The sequence below is a fragment of the Pirellulales bacterium genome (genome assembly GCA_019694435.1).
Lineage (GTDB): Bacteria > Planctomycetota > Planctomycetia > Pirellulales > JAEUIK01 > JAIBBZ01.
Genome location: JAIBBZ010000002.1, coordinates 192,273 through 209,804, shown reverse-complemented (window position 1 = coordinate 209,804; position 17,532 = coordinate 192,273). Strand labels below are relative to the sequence as shown.

The window sequence follows — 17,532 nt, the reverse complement described above, 5'->3', positions numbered from 1 at the left end:
CAGTCCGACGGCGACGCTCCCGGCACGGCAGGCAATGACGCGTCCGGTACGGCAGGCAATGCGGCCGCGGCAGCCGGCGAAGCTAGTTCGCCGATTCCTCGGAAACGATGTTCACGCGGCGACCGCCGCGATCGAACTCCACCACGCCATCGACCAACGCATACAGCGTAAAGTCCGAACCCTGGCCGACGCCGCGGCCCGGATGGAACTTGTTTCCCACCTGGCGGATGAGGATATGTCCCGACGAAACCCGCTCGCCGCCGTAACGCTTGACGCCCCGGCGCTGGCCGTTCGAATCACGTCCGTTGCGGCTGGAGCCTTGACCCTTCTTATGTGCCATCGCGGGAGCCTCGGTCTGTAAGAAACACGGCCTGGGGGGGTAACGGACGGCCAGACGGAACCAAACGGCCGCCCCCCGGCAGCCCGGGTGAAGATCGGCTGAGCCCCATTTTTTACCGGTAGACCCAGCGGTAGTCAACGTCGCCAGGCAGACCAAGGCGAATCTCGGCCTCGTGTTCGTGCAACTCGTCGCTCGGACGCCAGAAATTGAGCTGCAGCGTCTTGTGGGTGAAGGTGCGTCCCTGGTCCGTATCCTCCCAGCGGTAGGCGGTGCTCAGCCCTGCAACGTAAACCCGGAACTGATCGGTCCGCGGATCGACGTCGGACCAGGTGGCCACGCCCCAGACGCTGTGGTCCTCTTGATCCGTGCTCGGCGAAATCTCGCCGATGATACGGGTCGAATCGAGCAACGGCCGGCGCGGGTCTTCGCGGCGACGGATCACTTCCAGCGCAGCCGGAATGACGCGATCGGCGTACTGCTTCTTCTGATCGACGCTTTCCAATACGAACCGCGGCACGAAGCGGACCGGCTGCGGGTTCAAGTTGCGCACCCGGTAAACCAGGTACCAAACCAGCTTGGTGGTCTGGGTGCCGTCGCGGCGAGGTAGATCCACTTCGACAAACCGCACTGGCTTGAAGCTGAACTCCAGGTCGCCGATCTGATGTTCGAAACGTACGTCCTTGGCCCACTTGTAGTCGGGGTTGACCTTCAGCAGCTCGACCACGTCGTGACGGCTGAACGTCTCTTCGTGCTGCCGCTGCGGGGCAATGGTGGTCAGCACCCCCGGGGCGAGTTTGCGATAGCCCTCGGCCGCCGCGTCGACGTCGGCCGCACCGGCGGTGTCGCTCGGCAAAGCCGCCAAGAGGGCCAGCCCAAAGGCTACGAGGGGCAGGCAGCGGGGCGCGTGGGTTCGGCTCATCGGGATCACTCGGAGCGGGCACGCGCCGCAAAGCGGCCTTGGCCCAAAACTTGGCAGCCGGCGGTTCGCGGCGGCCTTTTTTCAGGATACGTGCCCCAAGGACCGTAGACAACGAACCCACCTGCGAATCGGCCCGGCCGGGCTTCCTACGATCCGCACAGACGGTCGAATCCGATTTGTCAGGCCGGCCTCAATTCCCAGGACAGCCATTGCCGGCGCGAATCGGCCCGGGCCAGGTCGGCCGCATCGCGGTAATGACGCTGCGGCACCTGCCGGCCGCTGATCGCCAGGTCAATTTCCGGCACGTCGAACGGCCAGGGGGATACCGTCACCAACCCCGCGGCGAGCGGGTTCCACTCGATGACGGGTCCATCGGGCGTGGGGAAGCTCAGCGGTTCGTGACGCGGCGCGCAGCAGAACCACAGGCTCAAAAAGTCGAACATTCGCAGTTGAGCGAGCCCTCGCGCGGCGATGGCCGGCGTGGCACCGGTCTCGGCGCGGACCCATTCGTCGAGCCAGGCGTGGCGCCTCGATTCCAGCTCCGAGCGCCAGGCCGTGCTGAGCGTCGCTTCGCTGCGCTGTGTCGCGCCCATCTCGGCCAGCAACGAAAAATGCCCTGCGACGAGCCAGGCGGGCAAGGGCCCGTGCTGGGCAGCCAGCTCGACGGAACGGCTCCAGATTTCGAGATACTGGGCCTCGGGCATCTCGAGAAAGTCGACCGGCTTGCCCGAGTCGGGATCGACCTGCGGCTGCTGTTCCCACTCGATCCAGCCGTCGTCATGATGATCGACCGCGTAGAGCACGGCATCGCGCGGTGCCAAAGGCTGCACGCCGCCGCCCAGCCACGATTCGGCCAGGTCGGCCGCCAGGGCCGCGTGATCGACCTGGGAAAGCAGCAGCCAACTCGGACCGTCTTCGGCGTCGGGGACTTCTCGGCGAATCATGCGGACATCTCCTCGCCCGCATTGTAGCCACCCCCGCACGACCGCACGCGCCGCTAGCCGCGCGCCTTGGCGTTGCTCGGGTCGGCGGCCGTCGGCTCGCCCTGCTTGGCGAACTCGATACTGCTCGCCATCTGGGCGTCGAGTTCGCCCAGTCGAGCTACGGCGTCGGCCTCCATCGTAAAGGCGAACACCACCTGGCGACCGTTGGGACCGGTCACCAGGTAGTAGTGCCATTCGACGGCCAAACCGTCGACTTTGCCTTGGGCCACGACTTTGTTGATCGTCAATTCCGAACTGGTTTTCCCTTCGGACGCCTCGACGATCTGCTCGATCGACTTGCCGAGCGACTGCTCGACCTGGGCCCGGAACGACTCGAGTGACGTGGGACGATCGGCCGTGGCCGTAACCAGCGAAACATTGGCTTGCGCCACCATGTCACCCCGGTCCACGAGCCGGAAGATGGCCGACTCGGGCGACTGGCTGATCACGTGCCAGCGCCGATCGTAGGCGAATGCGTAGCCGCTGTCCGAGCGGAATTCGAGTTGCAGCAACTCCGGCGCCGGCGCCTCGGGCAGTTGCTCCAACACCTCGTCGGCCAGCAGTTCCGGCTGCTCCGCCGGCACGACTTTCATCTGCAACCGTGCCGTGAGTTCCAGGCCTGGGCCGACGTGGCCGATCGAGCGTTTTTCCTTGGTCAGCAAGGCCACCCAGGTCAACCGCGCCGATTCGAGATCGAATACCGCCTTGGCCTTCACTTCGACTTCCGTGGCCACTCCGGCCACCGCGCCGCTCACCGTGCCGGCGATGTCGACCTTGGCCTTGGTGCCTTCGACTTTGCTGAGGGTGCCTTTGACCTCGTGGGTACTGACTGCGTCCAGATCGAGCAGCGCGGCCAGGACCTGCTCGGTCACCGGCCAGGAGTCGCCGATGGCCACCTTGCCGTTGGGCAGCAAACCCTCGACCATCAGGCTGTTGCCCGGCACTTCGAGCAGGTCGAGATCGTCACGGGTCAAAAGTGTCGTCGGGCAGTAGAACAACGTCCCGTCCAACTGGCGCTCGACGCCGATCAGACGGCGTTCACCGGTCAATTCGGGCTGCATGCGGTGGCCGTCGATTTCGATCGTCGCTTGGGCCTGCGAGTAATTGCGCAGCCCCTTGCGACCGGCGAGGGTGTCGTCGCCCAAATCGATCAGGCGTTCCTCGTAGGCCATCCGGCCGCCAACGGCCAGCGTGTGCTTCTTGATCGCATGGTCTTCGCGCAAGAGCAGGTCGCCTTTGGCCTCGAGCAGCAGTTCGACCTTCTGGGCGTCGCCAGGGGAGTAACCGCTGCGCAGGTCATAGAGGGTCGCCGGGTCGGCGGCCACGCCGATGCCTGCAAACCCAGCAGTCGCCAGAAGAATCAAGGCAATCGCAATCGTGGATCGAGGCATCGTCCAACTCCGGGGCTGACCTGCGCCGCAATGCGGCGAATCAGGTCTTGGATCGACCCGGAGGGTCGCGACGGTTGAGCCGATTCTGCGGGTACACCTCCCCCCCATTCCGGGCAGACCCCATTGATGCGGTCTGTTTGGCGCCCAAATAAGTCGCTAGCTAAGCGTAATTCATTGGCAGTAAATGCCGAAATAGCCTACATTTACGATGATGCATTCAGACGGTTTCCAGGCTGCGAGCCGAGACCGAAAAAATCGTCAAAATCGAGCGAACTTCCAGCGAGCAAGGAGACACTTGGTTACGTAGTAAGCGTGTCGTGGTTTTTGTCTGCCGGCGGCAACAAAAGCTGCGTCAGATTGCCTCGGGCCACGGGGCCCGAGTGCGCGACGGCCGCCGGAGGCGGATCGTGCCCAAAACGGCTGGCACGATCCTTGCCTGCGAAACGGATGACCGTCTGGGCGCCGCGTAAGGACGCGAGGAACCGTCGCCTGGTACCGCCGGAAGAGGTAACCAACATGCACGCTGATTATCGCAACCCGGGTCTCCGCGAATTTCGCGACCAACAAGTTCGTTTTGCGCCCCGCGAAAAAAAGATCGAACAGGTCAACCGCGCCGAGCGGTTGCTGACCGAGATCAATCCCCGCGCCGACTACAGTTACGGCGACATCTGCCACAAGATCACCGGCTTTCGGCCCGAGTCGTATCCGCATCTGCGGATTACCGGCGACGAGGCGCGGCACGACTTGTTGCTGTTGATCGAGGACTTGTCGGACGCGGCCGAGTTGCGCGCCGACGCCGTCGGCGAAAAGGTGCTGACGGTCGAAGAGTTGAGCAAGCTGTTCAACGTCTCGACGAAGACCGTTTCGCGCTGGCGGCAGCAAGGCCTTGTCAGCCGGCGGTTCATGTTCGACGGCGGCCGTAAGCGTGTCGGCTTCCTGCAAAGCTCGGTGAAGCAATTCGTCGACAAGAATGCCGAACGCGTGCAGCGCGGCGCCCGCTTCAGCCAGCTCTCCGAGGAAGAGCGCGACACGATCATCGATCGGGCCCGGCGGCTGGCGCAGGCCGGCGCTTGCCCGGCCGAAGTCGCGCGCCGCGTCGCCGAGCGGCTGGGCCGTAGCGTCGAGACGATCCGCTACACGATCAAGAACTACGACGAGCAACACCCCGCGACGGCCGTCTTCCCGGAAACCACCGGACCGCTGAACGATTCGGCCAAGGCCCGGATCTACCAGCAATATCGCCGCGGCGATTCGGTCGACGTGCTCGCCCGCCAGTTCTGCCGCAACAAGACCAGCATCTACCGCGTGATCAACGAGATGCGGGCGCGGCGGCTGCTGGCGCTGCCGATGGATTACATCGACAACCCGTTGTTCCGCACGCCGCAAGCGGAAAAGGCCATTCTCGGCGCGTCGATGCCGTCGGGTCCCGAGGGCGGTTCGCGCCGCGTTCGCCCGCCGGCAGGCTTGCCGCCTTACCTGGCGAGCCTGTACGAGGTGCCGCTCTTGACGCGCGAGCAAGAGGCCTACTTGTTCCGCAAGATGAACTACCTTAAATACCGCGCCCGTAAACTGCGCGACGCGCTCGATCCGACGCGTGCCCGCAGTGTGGTCATGGACGAGATCGAACGGCTCTACGAAGAGGCCGTGGCGGTCAAGAACCAGGTCACCCGGGCGAACCTGCGGCTGGTGGTGTCGATCGCCAAGCGACACGTTGGCCAGAGCGACAACTTCTTCGAGCTGGTCAGCGACGGCAACATGTCGCTGATCCGCGCGGTCGAGAAATTCGACTATGCCCGCGGGAACAAGTTCAGCACGTATGCCACGTGGGCCATCATGAAGAACTTTGCCCGCACGATTCCCGACGAGCACAAGCAGCGCGATCGCTTCCGGACCAGCTTGGACGAGATGTTCACGGCGACGCCGGACGACCGCAGCGACGAAATCGAACAGGAATCGGCCCAATCGCAGCGCGAAGCGCAGGTTGGGCGGATTCTCGAGCGGCTCGACGAGCGCGAAGCCAAGATCATCATCAGTCGCTTCGGCCTCGACCACCGCAGCGAACCGTTGACGCTCAAGGAAGTCGGCGCCGAAATGGGGGTCACGAAAGAGCGCGTGCGGCAGATCGAGGCCCGTGCCCTGAGCAAGCTGCGGCAGGCGGCCGTCGAAGAAAAGATCGAAGTGCCCGACTGATCGGCTCCACGCGAGCTCGCCGCCGGCACTCCGAACCAGTCGCTGCACCCTGAACCCCACCGACCCACGCCTCGTCTCTTTTAGGGAGACGGGGGACGTGGGTCGCGGACTTTGAGGCTTGCGAGCTGCTCCCTCGGGGTGGGGCGCCGCCTCGAACCGCTACAGCCGGCAAGTCTTCGCAGGGCTCGTCATGTGGGGCGAGCCAGGCAATCTAGGAGGCCCGGTTCTTGACCGCATCCCCATTGAACAGAAAGGCAACGTAGATATACTCTTTGAATTTTCGACGGTTCGCGCAGCTGGCTAGCGTAGCTCAACTGGCAGAGCAGCTGATTTGTAATCAGCAGGTTGTGGGTTCAAGTCCCTCCGCTAGCTCGTGATGCACCTGCGGATCGAGCCCAGTTACGCCACAGAGTGCGGGACCGCCAGTAGCAGCGGACCGCGCAGAGGAGCCCGAAACACACGAACACAGCCTCGGCCGGTGCCGATCTCCGGGGGGTTTCCCGAGCGGTCAAAGGGGTCAGACTGTAAATCTGATGGCTATGCCTTCACAGGTTCGAATCCTGTACCCCCCAATCCCGGTTTCTCGGGCCCATGGCCATCTCGAATTTGAGCCGCAACGGCATAAATTCGGGGCAGCGTATCCCGAGTAAGCACACCGACCGAAGCACGAGCCTGCAGCACCCTGCCTTGCTCGCCGAGACTTGCCGGAAGGCCCTGCGCCGCGTGCCGATTCGCGCGTCCGGCGAATTCTGAGGGAGCCCGTTGTCGAACGGCGAACAAAAGTGCACAATCACGATTTCGCCTGGAGCGGCGGAATCAGCCTTGGAGGCACCTCGACCTAGGAGGCAATGAGCCCGGAGGGGGCCAAAGACAGAGACACGATTCGGCGATGACACGTCGGCGATGACACGATTCGGCAATCGTGACGCGCCCGCCCAGGGAGCGGACACGCCGGGTTGCCGGCGGCAAACCATCCTGCCCGCGCAGAATCCTGCCGGCGCAGAATGGCCTGCCAGCGCAGGATGGCGCACCCTGCGCAGAACGGCCGATGGCGGAACGAGGACTGCGCAACGCGGGTGTAGCTCAATGGTAGAGCAATAGCCTTCCAAGCTAAAGACGAGGGTTCGATTCCCTTCACCCGCTTGGAACAGGCACAACAGAATCCACACGACGACCAAACCGCAAGCGGCGCACGAAAGACACCGCGCACGAACAAACCCACAAGACGGCGACGAGCACTGAATCAAGCGAACCGGGCAAGCAATTGACAACGCAGCGGAACGAACCGGAGGCGGCAACGCCTGTGACCCCTCGCACCATCCACCGGCTGCTGTAGCTCAGTTGGTAGAGCGCGTCCTTGGTAAGGACGAGGTCACGGGTTCAAGTCCCGTCAGCAGCTTTTCCCGCGACAGGTTTTCCAGGACGCATCGCAACTGATCACTCCCGCCGACGATCGCGTCCTCGCACACACGCGTTCATTCATCGCAGCAAACTGATTCCAAAACACCACTAAACGCAACGACTACGGAGAATTTCGAGAAATGGCGAAGGCAGTCTTCGAGCGTAAGAAGCCGCACGTCAACGTGGGCACGATCGGCCACATCGACCACGGTAAGACGACGACCACCGGCGCCCTGCTGGCCGTGCAATCGGCCAAGGGTCTGGCCAATTTCAAGTCGTATGCCGATATCGCCAAGGGCGGTACGGTGCGCGACGAAACGAAGACGGTCACCATCGCCGTCAGCCACGTCGAATACGAGACCGAGAACCGGCACTATGCCCACATCGACTGCCCGGGCCACGCCGACTTCATCAAGAACATGATCACCGGTGCCGCCCAGATGGACGGCGCCATCCTGGTCGTGTCGGCCGCTGACGGCCCGATGCCCCAGACCCGCGAGCACATCCTGCTGGCCCGGCAGGTCGGTGTGCCGGCGTTGGTGGTGTTCCTGAACAAGGTCGACCTGGTGGACGACGAAGAGCTGCTCGAGCTCGTCGAATTGGAGCTGCGCGAGCTGCTGACCCACTTCGGCTTCCCGGGTGACGAGATTCCGATCGTTCGCGGCTCGGCCAAGGCGGCCTACGACAACCCGAAGGACCCGGAAAAAACCAAGTGCATCGCGGATCTGCTGGCCGCGGTCGACTCGTACATTCCCGAGCCGGTGCGCGACATTGACAAGCCGTTCCTGATGGCGGTCGAAGACGTGTTCTCGATCGAAGGCCGCGGTACCGTGGCCACCGGTCGTATCGAGCGTGGGATCGTCAAGGTCGGCGACGAAGTCGAGATCATCGGCTTCACCGACAAGTCGGCCAAGACGACCTGCACCGGCGTCGAAATGTTCAACAAGACGCTCGACTCGGGACAAGCCGGCGACAACGTCGGCTGCCTGTTGCGTGGCGTGAAGCGCGAAGACATCGAGCGCGGCCAGGTGCTGGCCAAGCCCGGTTCGATCACGCCGCACACCAAGTTCGAGGCCGAGGTCTACGTCCTGTCGAAGGAGGAAGGTGGACGCCACACGCCGTTCTTCAGCGGCTACCGTCCGCAGTTCTACTTTCGCACGACCGACGTCACCGGCAACGCCAAGCTGCTGGGCGGCGCCGAAATGTGCATGCCCGGTGACAACGTCAAGATTGAGGTCGAGCTGATCTCGCCCATCGCCATGGACGACGGCGTCCGCTTCGCCATTCGCGAAGGCGGTCGTACGGTCGGCTCGGGCGTGGTCACGAAGATCCTGGCCTAAGCGTAGCAACAAGATTAGTTCAGGCGACGACTCCGGCGGCCACGGCTCGCCGGGGACCGTCTGCCAAGGAGGACTCGGGCGCACGGACGGTCGCCGGGCTCAGTACACGCAGCCCGCGCGACCGACTGCGTCTCTAGGCCTCGCCAAACCGGGTGATCCGGCCAAATAACGATTGCGGGGCGTCGCGGGGCAAGCGACCCGCGGAGCACGGTGCCTGTAGCCCGGGAGGAGTTCGTTAGGGGTGTAGCTCAATTGGTAGAGCACTGGTCTCCAAAACCAGCGGTTGCGAGTTCGAGTCCCGCCGCCCCTGCCATACAACGAGTGGGCCATACAACGAATGGAATGGAGGCCCGGCGTCAGGCCCGGCCCGGGATGAAGCCGCCGGTAAATCGGTAAACCGTAGTGCGAGGCAAAGGGCAGCCCGGCAAAGGGCAGCACCGTCGGGAGTAGTCAGGGCAGTCGGGAACAATTCGGTCCGCAACACCGCGGTGACGGGCAGCAAGCAGGAAAGCGTCAGCAGGCAGCAGAGTACAGCGAGGCACGAACCAGTCGCCGGCAACCGCCGGACAACAAGGACACAATCGCCGCCCGGCAGGAGCGTCGCACGAAGCGGCGGGTCGAGGCGCGCAGAGGCCCTGAGAGGTCGGGATGGCCCAAACAGAAGGGGTCCTGAGAGATGGGTATGGCGCAAGAAAAGACGTCGACCTGGGGGATGTTCACGCGCGAAATCTTCCAGTCGGGACTGTACAAGCGATCGCAAGGCAAACTGGTACGTCAGGCCACTTTTGGCGGTCTGGCGGCGGGCGTATGTTTGGGATGCTACTCACTAAGCAACTATCTGGTCTCGTGGCCCGCCATGTGGCGTTTCGGCTTGCCGTTCGCCGTGTTGCTGGCTGCCGGCTGGCTGTGTTATCGCCTGGTCAACGTGCCGCAGTTCGCCGACTTCCTCATCGCCGTGGAAGCCGAGTTGAGCAAGGTCACCTGGCCAACCCGGGGCGGCATGTTCCGCAGCGCGCTGGTCGTGATCTTCACGATCGTCGCGATGTCGCTCTTGCTGTTCCTGTACGACACGGTGTGGAGAGCGTTTTTGCATGCGCTCGGAGTAATGGGTTAGTAGTTGCCCGGCGGCAGGCACCGAAACACGGTGACCCCAGCCAGGGCCGAGGACGAAGGAAAACGGGTCCGTGATCGACGAGCAGGACAACTCGTTGGCAGTACCGCCAGGCGATGGCCCCGGGGCCGATGGCTCGGGGTTCGCGCACGCCGAACCAGCGGGGTCGTCGGGCTCGGCGGGTGATGCGTCGGCTGCGGAATCGTCGTCGACGCACGACGCTGCAACCAATCCGCCCGAAGCCGCACCAGAACCGGGCGACGACGAAAGCAGCTGGGTCAGCCGGCCGCAAGGCGCCTACGAAGACGAGCGCGACGATGTCCGCCCCCTGGAAGAGAGCGTCGATTCGTCGATGCCTCCGGCCGACAGCCTGGAGAAGAACTGGTACATCCTCAAGGTGCAGAGCAATCGCGAGGATTCGATCCGCGACGCCCTGCAGCGCAAGGTCTCGATCGCCGGGCTCGACGCTTACTTCGGGGACATTATTGTCCCCTCGGAGAAGGTCACCGAGCTGAAAAACGGCAAACGCCGCGTGGTGCGACGCAAGCTCTACCCGGGCTACATCGTCGTCAACATGGCGTTGACCGAAGAAACCTGGTTCCTGGTCCGTGAGGTGCCGGGCATCGGCGACTTCACCGGCTCGGGCGGCAAACCGACGCCGATGCCGACGAGCGAGGTCGCCAAGATCGTCGCCAAGGCCGAGGAAAAGACGGAAGAACAGCCGCGGCTGAAGATCAACTTCAAGACGGGCGACCGGGTCAAGATCAACGAAGGCACCTTCGAGAACTTCGAAGGCGACGTCGAAACGATCGACCAGTCGAACGGCCGCGTGACGGTGATGATCAACATCTTCGGGCGCTCGACGCCCGTCGAGCTCGAATATTGGCAAGTCGAGGCGCTGTAGTCGAGGCGCTGGAAGCGTCCCCGGCCGGCGGCCTCGCCAGGCACACCTTTACCGAACAACTGAAACACTAGTCCCGCAACGGCGGCCCCATGGCGAAGCAACTCGTAGCAACGGTCAAATTTCAATGCCCCGGCGGCACGGCCACGCCGGCGCCCCCCGTCGGTACGTCGTTGGGCCGACACGGCATCAACCTCGGCCAGTTCGTGCAGCAGTTCAACGATCGCACGAAAGAGGCCCGCGGCATGCCCATCCCGGTCGTCGTGAACGTCTACAACGACCGCAGCTTCGATTTCGTCTGCAAGAGCCCGCCGGCCGCGGCCCTGTTGAAGCAGGCCGCCGGTCTGGCCAAGGGTTCCGGTGTTCCCAACAAGGAAAAAGTTGGCAAGGTCACGCAGGCGCAAATCGAGGACATCTGCAAGCAGAAGTCCGCCGATTTGAACGCTCGCGACCTCGAGCACGCCAAGCGGATGATCGAAGGTACGGCCCGCAGCATGGGCTTGGTCGTCGAGAAGTAAGCCGTCCACGAATTCCCCGTCGAGCATCCCACAGTCGAGCATCCCACAACCGCCACGAATCATCATGCCGAAGCAAACCAAGCGCTACCGGGCCATGTCCGCCAAGTTCGATCCCAAGAAGGCCTATGCCCTGGGTGAGGCGGTCGCGATCCTCAAGCAATTCAATACCACGAAGTTCGATCAGTCAGTCGAGATCGCGATGCGGCTGGGCGTCGATGCCAAGCAGGCCGATCAGCTCGTCCGCGGCTCGATCGTGTTGCCCAACGGCATCGGCAAGTCGCTCCGCGTCGTCGTGTTCGCCAAGGGCGACCTGGCCGAGCAAGCCAAGGCGGCCGGCGCCAATGAGGTCGGCGCCGAAGATTTGGCCAAGAAGATCAAGGACGGCTGGACCGAGTTCGACGTCTGCATCGCCACGCCCGACATGATGGGCCTGGTTGGTCCGTTGGGAAAAGTGCTGGGTCCGCGCGGGCTGATGCCCTCGCCGCGTGCCGGCACGGTGACGCCCGACGTGGCCAAGACAATCAAGGAATACAAGGCCGGTAAGGTGGAGTTCCGCAACGACGCCGGCGGCGTGGTGCATGCCGTGGTCGGCAAACTGAGCTTCGACGTCGCGAAGCTCACCGAGAACATCGAAGCGTTCATCAACCACATCAACCATATCCGTCCGGCCGCCGCCAAGGGGCACTACGTGAAGAGCATCACGATCAGCGCCACGATGAGCCCCGGGCTGACGGTTGCCGCCTAAGCAAGATTAACCGTATTTATCCCACTGGCCTTCGGGCCGCGAATCGAGTCGCGTTATGAGCCGACATGTCAAAGAACTGATCGTCAACGACCTCAAGCAGCGTCTTGATGGCGTGAATGACCTGGTGCTGGTCAGCCTGGCGGGCATGACGGCCAACAACAATTACCGCCTCCGCAAAGAGCTGCGTGACAAGAAAATCAACGTCTTGGTGGTGAAGAACAGCCTGGCCCGGCTGGCGACCGAAGGCACCGTGCTGGCGCCGGCGTTCGAAGGCGCGGCCGGCTCGACGGCCATTGCCTGGGGTTCGGAAGACATCGTCTCGCTGTGCAAGGAAATCGCCCGTGCCGCCGGCGACAAGGCCAACGCCCCGTTCGAGGCCCGCGGCGGCGTGATGGATGGCTCCCGCCTGGCGGCCGGCGACGTCGAGAAGGTCAGCAAATGGCCTTCGCGCCACGAACAGCTGTGCATCCTGGTCGGACAGATTCTCGGCCCAGGATCGACGCTCGCCGCGCAACTGTCCGGCCCAGGCGGCGCCTTGGCCAGCCAGATCAAGAGCCGCGCCGAGGGCGACGACGCCGGTGGCGATGCCCCGGCCGCCGAGGAAGCAGCGCCGGCCGCAGAGTCCTGAGCCAGAACCGTGTCCTGAGTCAGCACCGTCCTGAGAACGAGCCCCCCTGAATCAACGATGGCCGGCCAACGCCCGGCTGCGAGCCCGATAAACCCCTGACCCCAACGGCGGGAGCCGCCACGACTCGCGGAGTCGTCGGTGGCAAGCCTGCCCTGAGCACCCTTCGAGAAAGGACAGTTTGGATCCGATGGCCACCGACACCGCAACCCGCGAATTCAACAGCGACATCAAGACGCTCGGCGAACAGATCGTCGGCCTGACGCTCAAGCAGGCAAAAGAACTGAGCGACTACCTCGACGAGGTCCATGGCATCAAGGCGGCCGCTGGCGGCGGCGTCATGATGATGGCCCCCAGCGATGGCGGCGCCGGCGGCGGTGCTGCCCCGGCTGCCGAGAAGACCGAGTTCGACGTCGTGCTCGAGAACTTCGGCGCCAACAAGCTGGGCGTGATCAAGGTCGTCCGCGCCATCACCGGCCTGGGCTTGAAGGAAGCCAAGGATCTGGTCGAAGGTGCCCCCAGCAAGGTCAAGGAAGGTGTCTCGAAGGAAGACGCCGAGAAGATCAAGAAGGAACTCACCGAGGCCGGTGCAACTGTCTCGCTGAAATAGCCGTTGTTTGCTCGCGACCGTCTCGAACCGGGGATGGCCGCCCGTTTTCCACCGTCGCCGGGTGCACTTGACCTGCGGCAGATAGTTGAAAAAGGGCAACCGGCCTACAGCAGAGTTCGAGACGCGTCCGCCCGACGGTGTGCGCCTGCTGACGGCAGGCGGCCTCCTGACGGCGGGCGCCCGGAAAGTGGGCAAGGCAGCCGCTCGGAACGACTGGCTTCGTGGTTCGTCAACTTGGCACCCCAAACACCTCACGGTCGAGGCGCGCGTCCGGGTCGATTGGCCCTGGCTCGCAAGGGGGGAGACAGAGATTGAGCTTGAACTTGGGTCGACACGCACGTGTGTTGTCCTCCGCGTGTCGCGCTGCGCGCTTCTCGCCCCTTGCATCCGCCCGTCGCGATGCCCGTCGGCCTTGCGCCGTGGAAGCTGCATCTCCGGTCGCCCGCCGGCCCGACGCCGTCCTGTTCCGTGCTTGGTTGAGCATGAACCCGGCTCCTCGCTGGCGAGGGGCCGCGCCCGCTGCCGATCGGGCCGCCGTCGCGTCGTCAGCGCGACGCCGCGGCTGGTCGCGTTGGACCCTTGAACCCGCCTGCAACTGAATTTGCCCGCAACTGAATTCGCCCTGGTACCAGGAGCACTTGCGCTATGCCTTGCCCTGCTGAACGCCGCGTCCGCCCGAAGGAAGTTCGCCGTTTTGGCCGCCGCCCCGATGCGCACGCCATCGCGGACCTGACCGAGATCCAAACTCGGAGCTACGAGGCGTTTCTCCAACTGGACGTGCCGCTCGAGAAGCGCAAGGACCAGGGGATCGAATCGGTCCTCAAAGAAATCTTCCCGATCGAGAGCTACGACAAGACGCTGCGGCTGGAATACCTCGGCTACGAGCTGGGCAAGCCGCGCTACGAGCCGGACGAATGCCGGCAGTTGCGGCTCACCTACGGCCGGCCGTTCAAGATCATGTTGCGGCTCACCAAAGACCAGCCGCACGACGAAGCGGTCTACCTGGGCGACATGCCGATCATGCTCGGCGGTGGTGAGTTCATCATCAACGGCGCCGAACGCGTCGTCGTCAGCCAGTTGCACCGCAGCCCGGGCGTCGACTTCGTCAGCGAGACCGAAGGCGGCGAGCAGAAGATGCATAGCTGCCGCATCATTCCCGAGCGCGGCAGCTGGATCGAACTGAACGTTACCAAGCGCGACACCCTCAGCGTGCGCATCGACCAGAGCGGCAAGTTCTCGGCCATGACGCTGCTGCGGGCGATGGACCCGAAGCTCAGCCACAACGCCGACCTGTTGCGGGCCTTCTTCAACTCGACGACCGAAAAGATCGTCGATGGCCGCAGCGTGTCGAAGATCGAAGGCAAGTATGCCGTCGACGACGTGGTCTACCCCGCATCGAGCCAGAACGCCGGCGAGATTATCGTCGAGGCCGGCAACAAGATCACCAAGAACGCCGCCGAGCTGATCTGCACCTCGGGCCTGACGAGCGTCGAGGTGTCGAGCGAGATCAAGGACCCATTGATCCTGGCCAGCCTGGAAGAAGACAACACGGCCAGCCACGAAGAGGCGCTGCTGAAGATCTATCAACGGCTGCGTCCCGGCAACCCGCCCAACCTGGACAAGGCGCGGGCCCTGTTCTTCGAGAAATTCTTCGACACGAACCGCTATCGCCTGGGCCGCGTGGGCCGCTTCCGGATCAACCGCAAGCTGGGCCTGAACATCAGCGAAGACGTGATGACGCTGCGAGCCGAGGACCTGATCGCGGCAATCAAGTACCTATTGGGGCTGCGGGCCAAGGACGAGGCGTTCGAGGTCGACGACATCGACCACCTGGGCAACCGCCGTCTGCGAACGATCGACGAACTGGCCGCCGACGAATTGCGCAAGGGCTTCCTCAAGCTGCGCCGCACCGTGCAGGAGCGAATGAGCTTGAAGGACGTCACCGACATGACGCCGCGGAGCCTGATCAACGTCAAGAGCGTCTCGGCCGCGATCGAGTATTTCTTTGGCCGCGGCGAGCTCTCGCAAGTGGTCGACCAGACCAATCCGTTGTCGATGCTCACGCACGAACGGCGGCTCTCGGCCCTCGGCCCCGGCGGCTTGAACCGCAAGCGTGCCGGCTTCGAGGTGCGCGACGTGCATATCTCGCACTACGGCCGGATCTGCCCGATCGAGACGCCGGAAGGTACGAACATCGGCCTGATCTCAAGCCTGGCGATCTACGCCGGGGTCGATGAATACGGCTTCCTGGTCACGCCGTACATCAAGGTCAACAAGGGCAAGGTCACCAGCGAAGTCGTGTGGCTGCGGGCCGACCAGGAGAGCGAGGCTTACGTCGCGCCGGCCGACGCGGTGGTCGAACACGACCGCCTGCAAGGCGATACGATCGTGGCTCGGTACCGTGCCGACTTCCAGTTGGTGCCGGTCGAAGACATCGAGTACATGGACGTCTCGCCTAGCCAGATGGTGGGCGTCTCGGCGGGCCTGATTCCGTTCCTGGAACATGACGACGCCAACCGCGCGCTCATGGGCTCGAACATGCAGCGGCAGGCCGTGCCGCTGCTGGTGGCCGAACCGCCGCTGGTGGCGACCGGCATGGAACGCGACGTGGCCCGAAATTCGGGCATGTTAGTCCGTGCCCCGCGCAAGGGCACGATCACCCACGTCGACGCCGAGCGGATCGTGTTGAGCACTTCGAGCGGAGAAGAAGTGTTCAAGCTCCGCAAGTTCGTCGGCCTCAACGAGCGGACCTGTCAGAACCAGAAGCCGATCGTCAAGGTCGGTCAGAAGGTCGAAAAGGGCGACGTGCTGGCAGACGGTGCCGCGACCTTCCTGGGCGAGCTGGCCCTGGGCCGCAACGTGCTCGTGGGCTTCATGGCCTGGGACGGCTTCAACTTCGAGGACGCGATCATCATCAGCGAAGAGCTGGTGCAGAACGACACCTACACCTCGATCCACATCGAGGAGTTCGACATCGAGATTCGCGAGACGAAGCTCGGCCGCGAGGAGTTCACGCGCGACATCCCCAACGTCAGCGAGCGTGCCCTGCGCAATCTCGACGAAGGCGGCATCGTGCGGATCGGCACCTACGTCCGGCCCGGCGACATCCTCGTCGGCAAGGTCTCGCCCAAGTCGAAGACCGAGCTCACGCCGGAAGAAAAGCTGCTGCACGCAATCTTCGGCCGCGCCGGCGAAGACGTGAAGAACGACTCGCTCGAAGTGCCCTCGGGCATCGAAGGGATCGTGATTCACACGCAGAAATTCTCGCGGCGGATGAGCCTCTCGGAAGACGAACGCCGCAAGTTCGAGAAGGAGCTCAAGGACATCGAGCACGAAGGTAACCAGCAGGTCGCCGGGCTGTTCAAGGTGATGGTCGAGCAGATCGAAGCCGTGCTGGAAAAGCAGATCAAGGACGATGAAGGCAACCGGCTGGTCGACCAGGATCCGAAATTCGTGGTCGAGCAGGCACAGAACTTCCGCATCGAGCAGTTCGACGTCCGCTCGCCGCAGCGCAAGGCCGACATCGAACGGATCTACAAGACCAGCTGGCCAGCCATCGAAGTGGCCATCGACGAGCGCGATCGGCGGCTCAACTCGATGAAGCGCGGCGACGAGCTGCGCAGCGGCGTGTTGCAGATGGTCAAGGTCTACATCGCCACGAAGCGCGTGATCTCGGTCGGCGACAAAATGGCCGGCCGCCACGGAAACAAGGGTGTCGTGGCCAAGATCCTGCCGGTCGAGGACATGCCGTTCCTGGCCGATGGCACGCCGGTGCAAATCCTGCTCAACCCGTTGGGCGTGCCCAGCCGTATGAACGTGGGCCAGATTCTCGAAACCCACCTGGGCTGGGCCGGCGCGCTGTTGGGCTTCCAGGCCATCACCCCGGTGTTCGACGGGGCCTCGGAAGACGAAATCCGCAATTGCCTCGAAGCGGCCGGGCTGCCGCGCCACGGCAAGGCCCAGTTGTACGACGGCCGCACCGGCGACCCGCTCGAGCAGGAAACCACGGTCGGCTTCATCTACATGCTCAAGCTGCACCACCTGGTCGACGACAAGGTGCACGCGCGTTCGACGGGCCCCTACTCGTTGATCACGCAGCAACCCCTCGGCGGCAAGGCGCGGTTCGGCGGCCAGCGGTTCGGGGAAATGGAAGTCTGGGCGCTCGAGGCCTACGGCGCCGCGTACATCCTCCAGGAACTGCTCACCGTCAAGAGCGACGACGTCGAAGGCCGCACCAAGATTTACGAGTCGATGGTCAAGGGCGAAAACACCCTCGAAGCCGGAACGCCCGCCAGCTTCGACGTGTTGACCAACGAGATCCGCGGGCTGGCCTTGAACATGCAACTGGAGAAGCGGCACATCTAGCGCCGCCGTTCGGTTGCCGTCCTCCGCAGCCTGCCGTACGCCCTGCACACTTACTCATGCCGCTACACCCGATCCACGATAAGGAGCACCATT

At 63.8% G+C, this 17,532-nt stretch carries 13 protein-coding genes and 5 tRNA genes; 14 read left to right on the top strand and 4 right to left on the bottom strand.

All coding sequences use genetic code 11. From position 1 onward, the window contains the following. Positions 1–82: 82 nt before the first annotated feature. From rpmA to K1X74_03040, 4 genes are all read right to left on the bottom strand, one after another. Positions 83–340, bottom strand: a complete 258-nt coding sequence (gene rpmA, locus K1X74_03055) for a 50S ribosomal protein L27 (protein ID MBX7165304.1) — start codon at positions 338–340, stop codon at positions 83–85. A gap of 112 nt (positions 341–452) precedes the next feature. Next, on the bottom strand, positions 453–1,259 hold the full coding sequence (locus tag K1X74_03050) for a hypothetical protein (GenBank protein ID MBX7165303.1): 807 nt from the start codon (positions 1,257–1,259) through the stop codon (positions 453–455). A gap of 179 nt (positions 1,260–1,438) precedes the next feature. After that, complete coding sequence (locus K1X74_03045; GenBank protein MBX7165302.1) at positions 1,439–2,203, bottom strand: DUF3891 family protein; 765 nt, start codon at positions 2,201–2,203, stop codon at positions 1,439–1,441. A gap of 53 nt (positions 2,204–2,256) precedes the next feature. Then, positions 2,257–3,633, bottom strand: a complete 1,377-nt coding sequence (locus K1X74_03040; GenBank protein ID MBX7165301.1) for a hypothetical protein — start codon at positions 3,631–3,633, stop codon at positions 2,257–2,259. Positions 3,634–4,149: 516 nt separating this feature from the next. Here K1X74_03040 and K1X74_03035 point away from each other — a divergent pair. The 14 genes from K1X74_03035 (at position 4,150) to rpoB (ending at position 17,439) form a co-directional block, all read left to right on the top strand. Beyond that, positions 4,150–5,823: a sigma-70 family RNA polymerase sigma factor gene (locus tag K1X74_03035; GenBank protein ID MBX7165300.1), complete on the top strand. Its 1,674-nt coding sequence runs from the start codon at positions 4,150–4,152 to the stop codon at positions 5,821–5,823. 299 nt (positions 5,824–6,122) lie between these two features. Beyond that, positions 6,123–6,195: transfer RNA gene (locus K1X74_03030), tRNA-Thr, on the top strand. Positions 6,196–6,313: 118 nt separating this feature from the next. Then, a tRNA-Tyr gene (locus tag K1X74_03025) sits at positions 6,314–6,395 on the top strand. 500 nt (positions 6,396–6,895) lie between these two features. Next, positions 6,896–6,966 (top strand) — tRNA-Gly (locus K1X74_03020). A 183-nt stretch (positions 6,967–7,149) separates the two neighbouring features. Beyond that, positions 7,150–7,222, top strand: a tRNA-Thr gene (locus K1X74_03015). 142 nt (positions 7,223–7,364) lie between these two features. Then, complete coding sequence (gene tuf / locus K1X74_03010; GenBank protein ID MBX7165299.1) at positions 7,365–8,564, top strand: elongation factor Tu; 1,200 nt, start codon at positions 7,365–7,367, stop codon at positions 8,562–8,564. Between the two features lie 237 nt (positions 8,565–8,801). Beyond that, a tRNA-Trp gene (locus K1X74_03005) sits at positions 8,802–8,877 on the top strand. 363 nt (positions 8,878–9,240) lie between these two features. Further along, positions 9,241–9,678: a preprotein translocase subunit SecE gene (gene secE, locus K1X74_03000; protein ID MBX7165298.1), complete on the top strand. Its 438-nt coding sequence runs from the start codon at positions 9,241–9,243 to the stop codon at positions 9,676–9,678. Positions 9,679–10,027: 349 nt separating this feature from the next. Then, positions 10,028–10,579, top strand: coding sequence for a transcription termination/antitermination protein NusG (gene nusG / locus K1X74_02995; protein ID MBX7165297.1), 552 nt, complete (start codon positions 10,028–10,030; stop codon positions 10,577–10,579). Between the two features lie 89 nt (positions 10,580–10,668). Beyond that, entirely contained in the window at positions 10,669–11,094 is a 426-nt protein-coding gene (gene rplK / locus K1X74_02990) for a 50S ribosomal protein L11 (protein ID MBX7165296.1), read from the top strand. Between the two features lie 64 nt (positions 11,095–11,158). Continuing rightward, positions 11,159–11,839, top strand: coding sequence for a 50S ribosomal protein L1 (gene rplA / locus K1X74_02985; protein ID MBX7165295.1), 681 nt, complete (start codon positions 11,159–11,161; stop codon positions 11,837–11,839). Between the two features lie 55 nt (positions 11,840–11,894). Then, positions 11,895–12,467: a 50S ribosomal protein L10 gene (gene rplJ, locus K1X74_02980; GenBank protein ID MBX7165294.1), complete on the top strand. Its 573-nt coding sequence runs from the start codon at positions 11,895–11,897 to the stop codon at positions 12,465–12,467. 187 nt (positions 12,468–12,654) lie between these two features. Next, a complete protein-coding gene (rplL, locus tag K1X74_02975) occupies positions 12,655–13,074 on the top strand; it encodes a 50S ribosomal protein L7/L12 (protein ID MBX7165293.1) in 420 nt (139 codons plus the stop codon). Positions 13,075–13,719: 645 nt separating this feature from the next. Next, the gene (gene rpoB / locus K1X74_02970; GenBank protein ID MBX7165292.1) at positions 13,720–17,439 is read left to right on the top strand and encodes a DNA-directed RNA polymerase subunit beta; all 3,720 of its coding nucleotides are present in this window, start codon (positions 13,720–13,722) and stop codon (positions 17,437–17,439) included. Positions 17,440–17,532 lie beyond the last annotated feature (93 nt).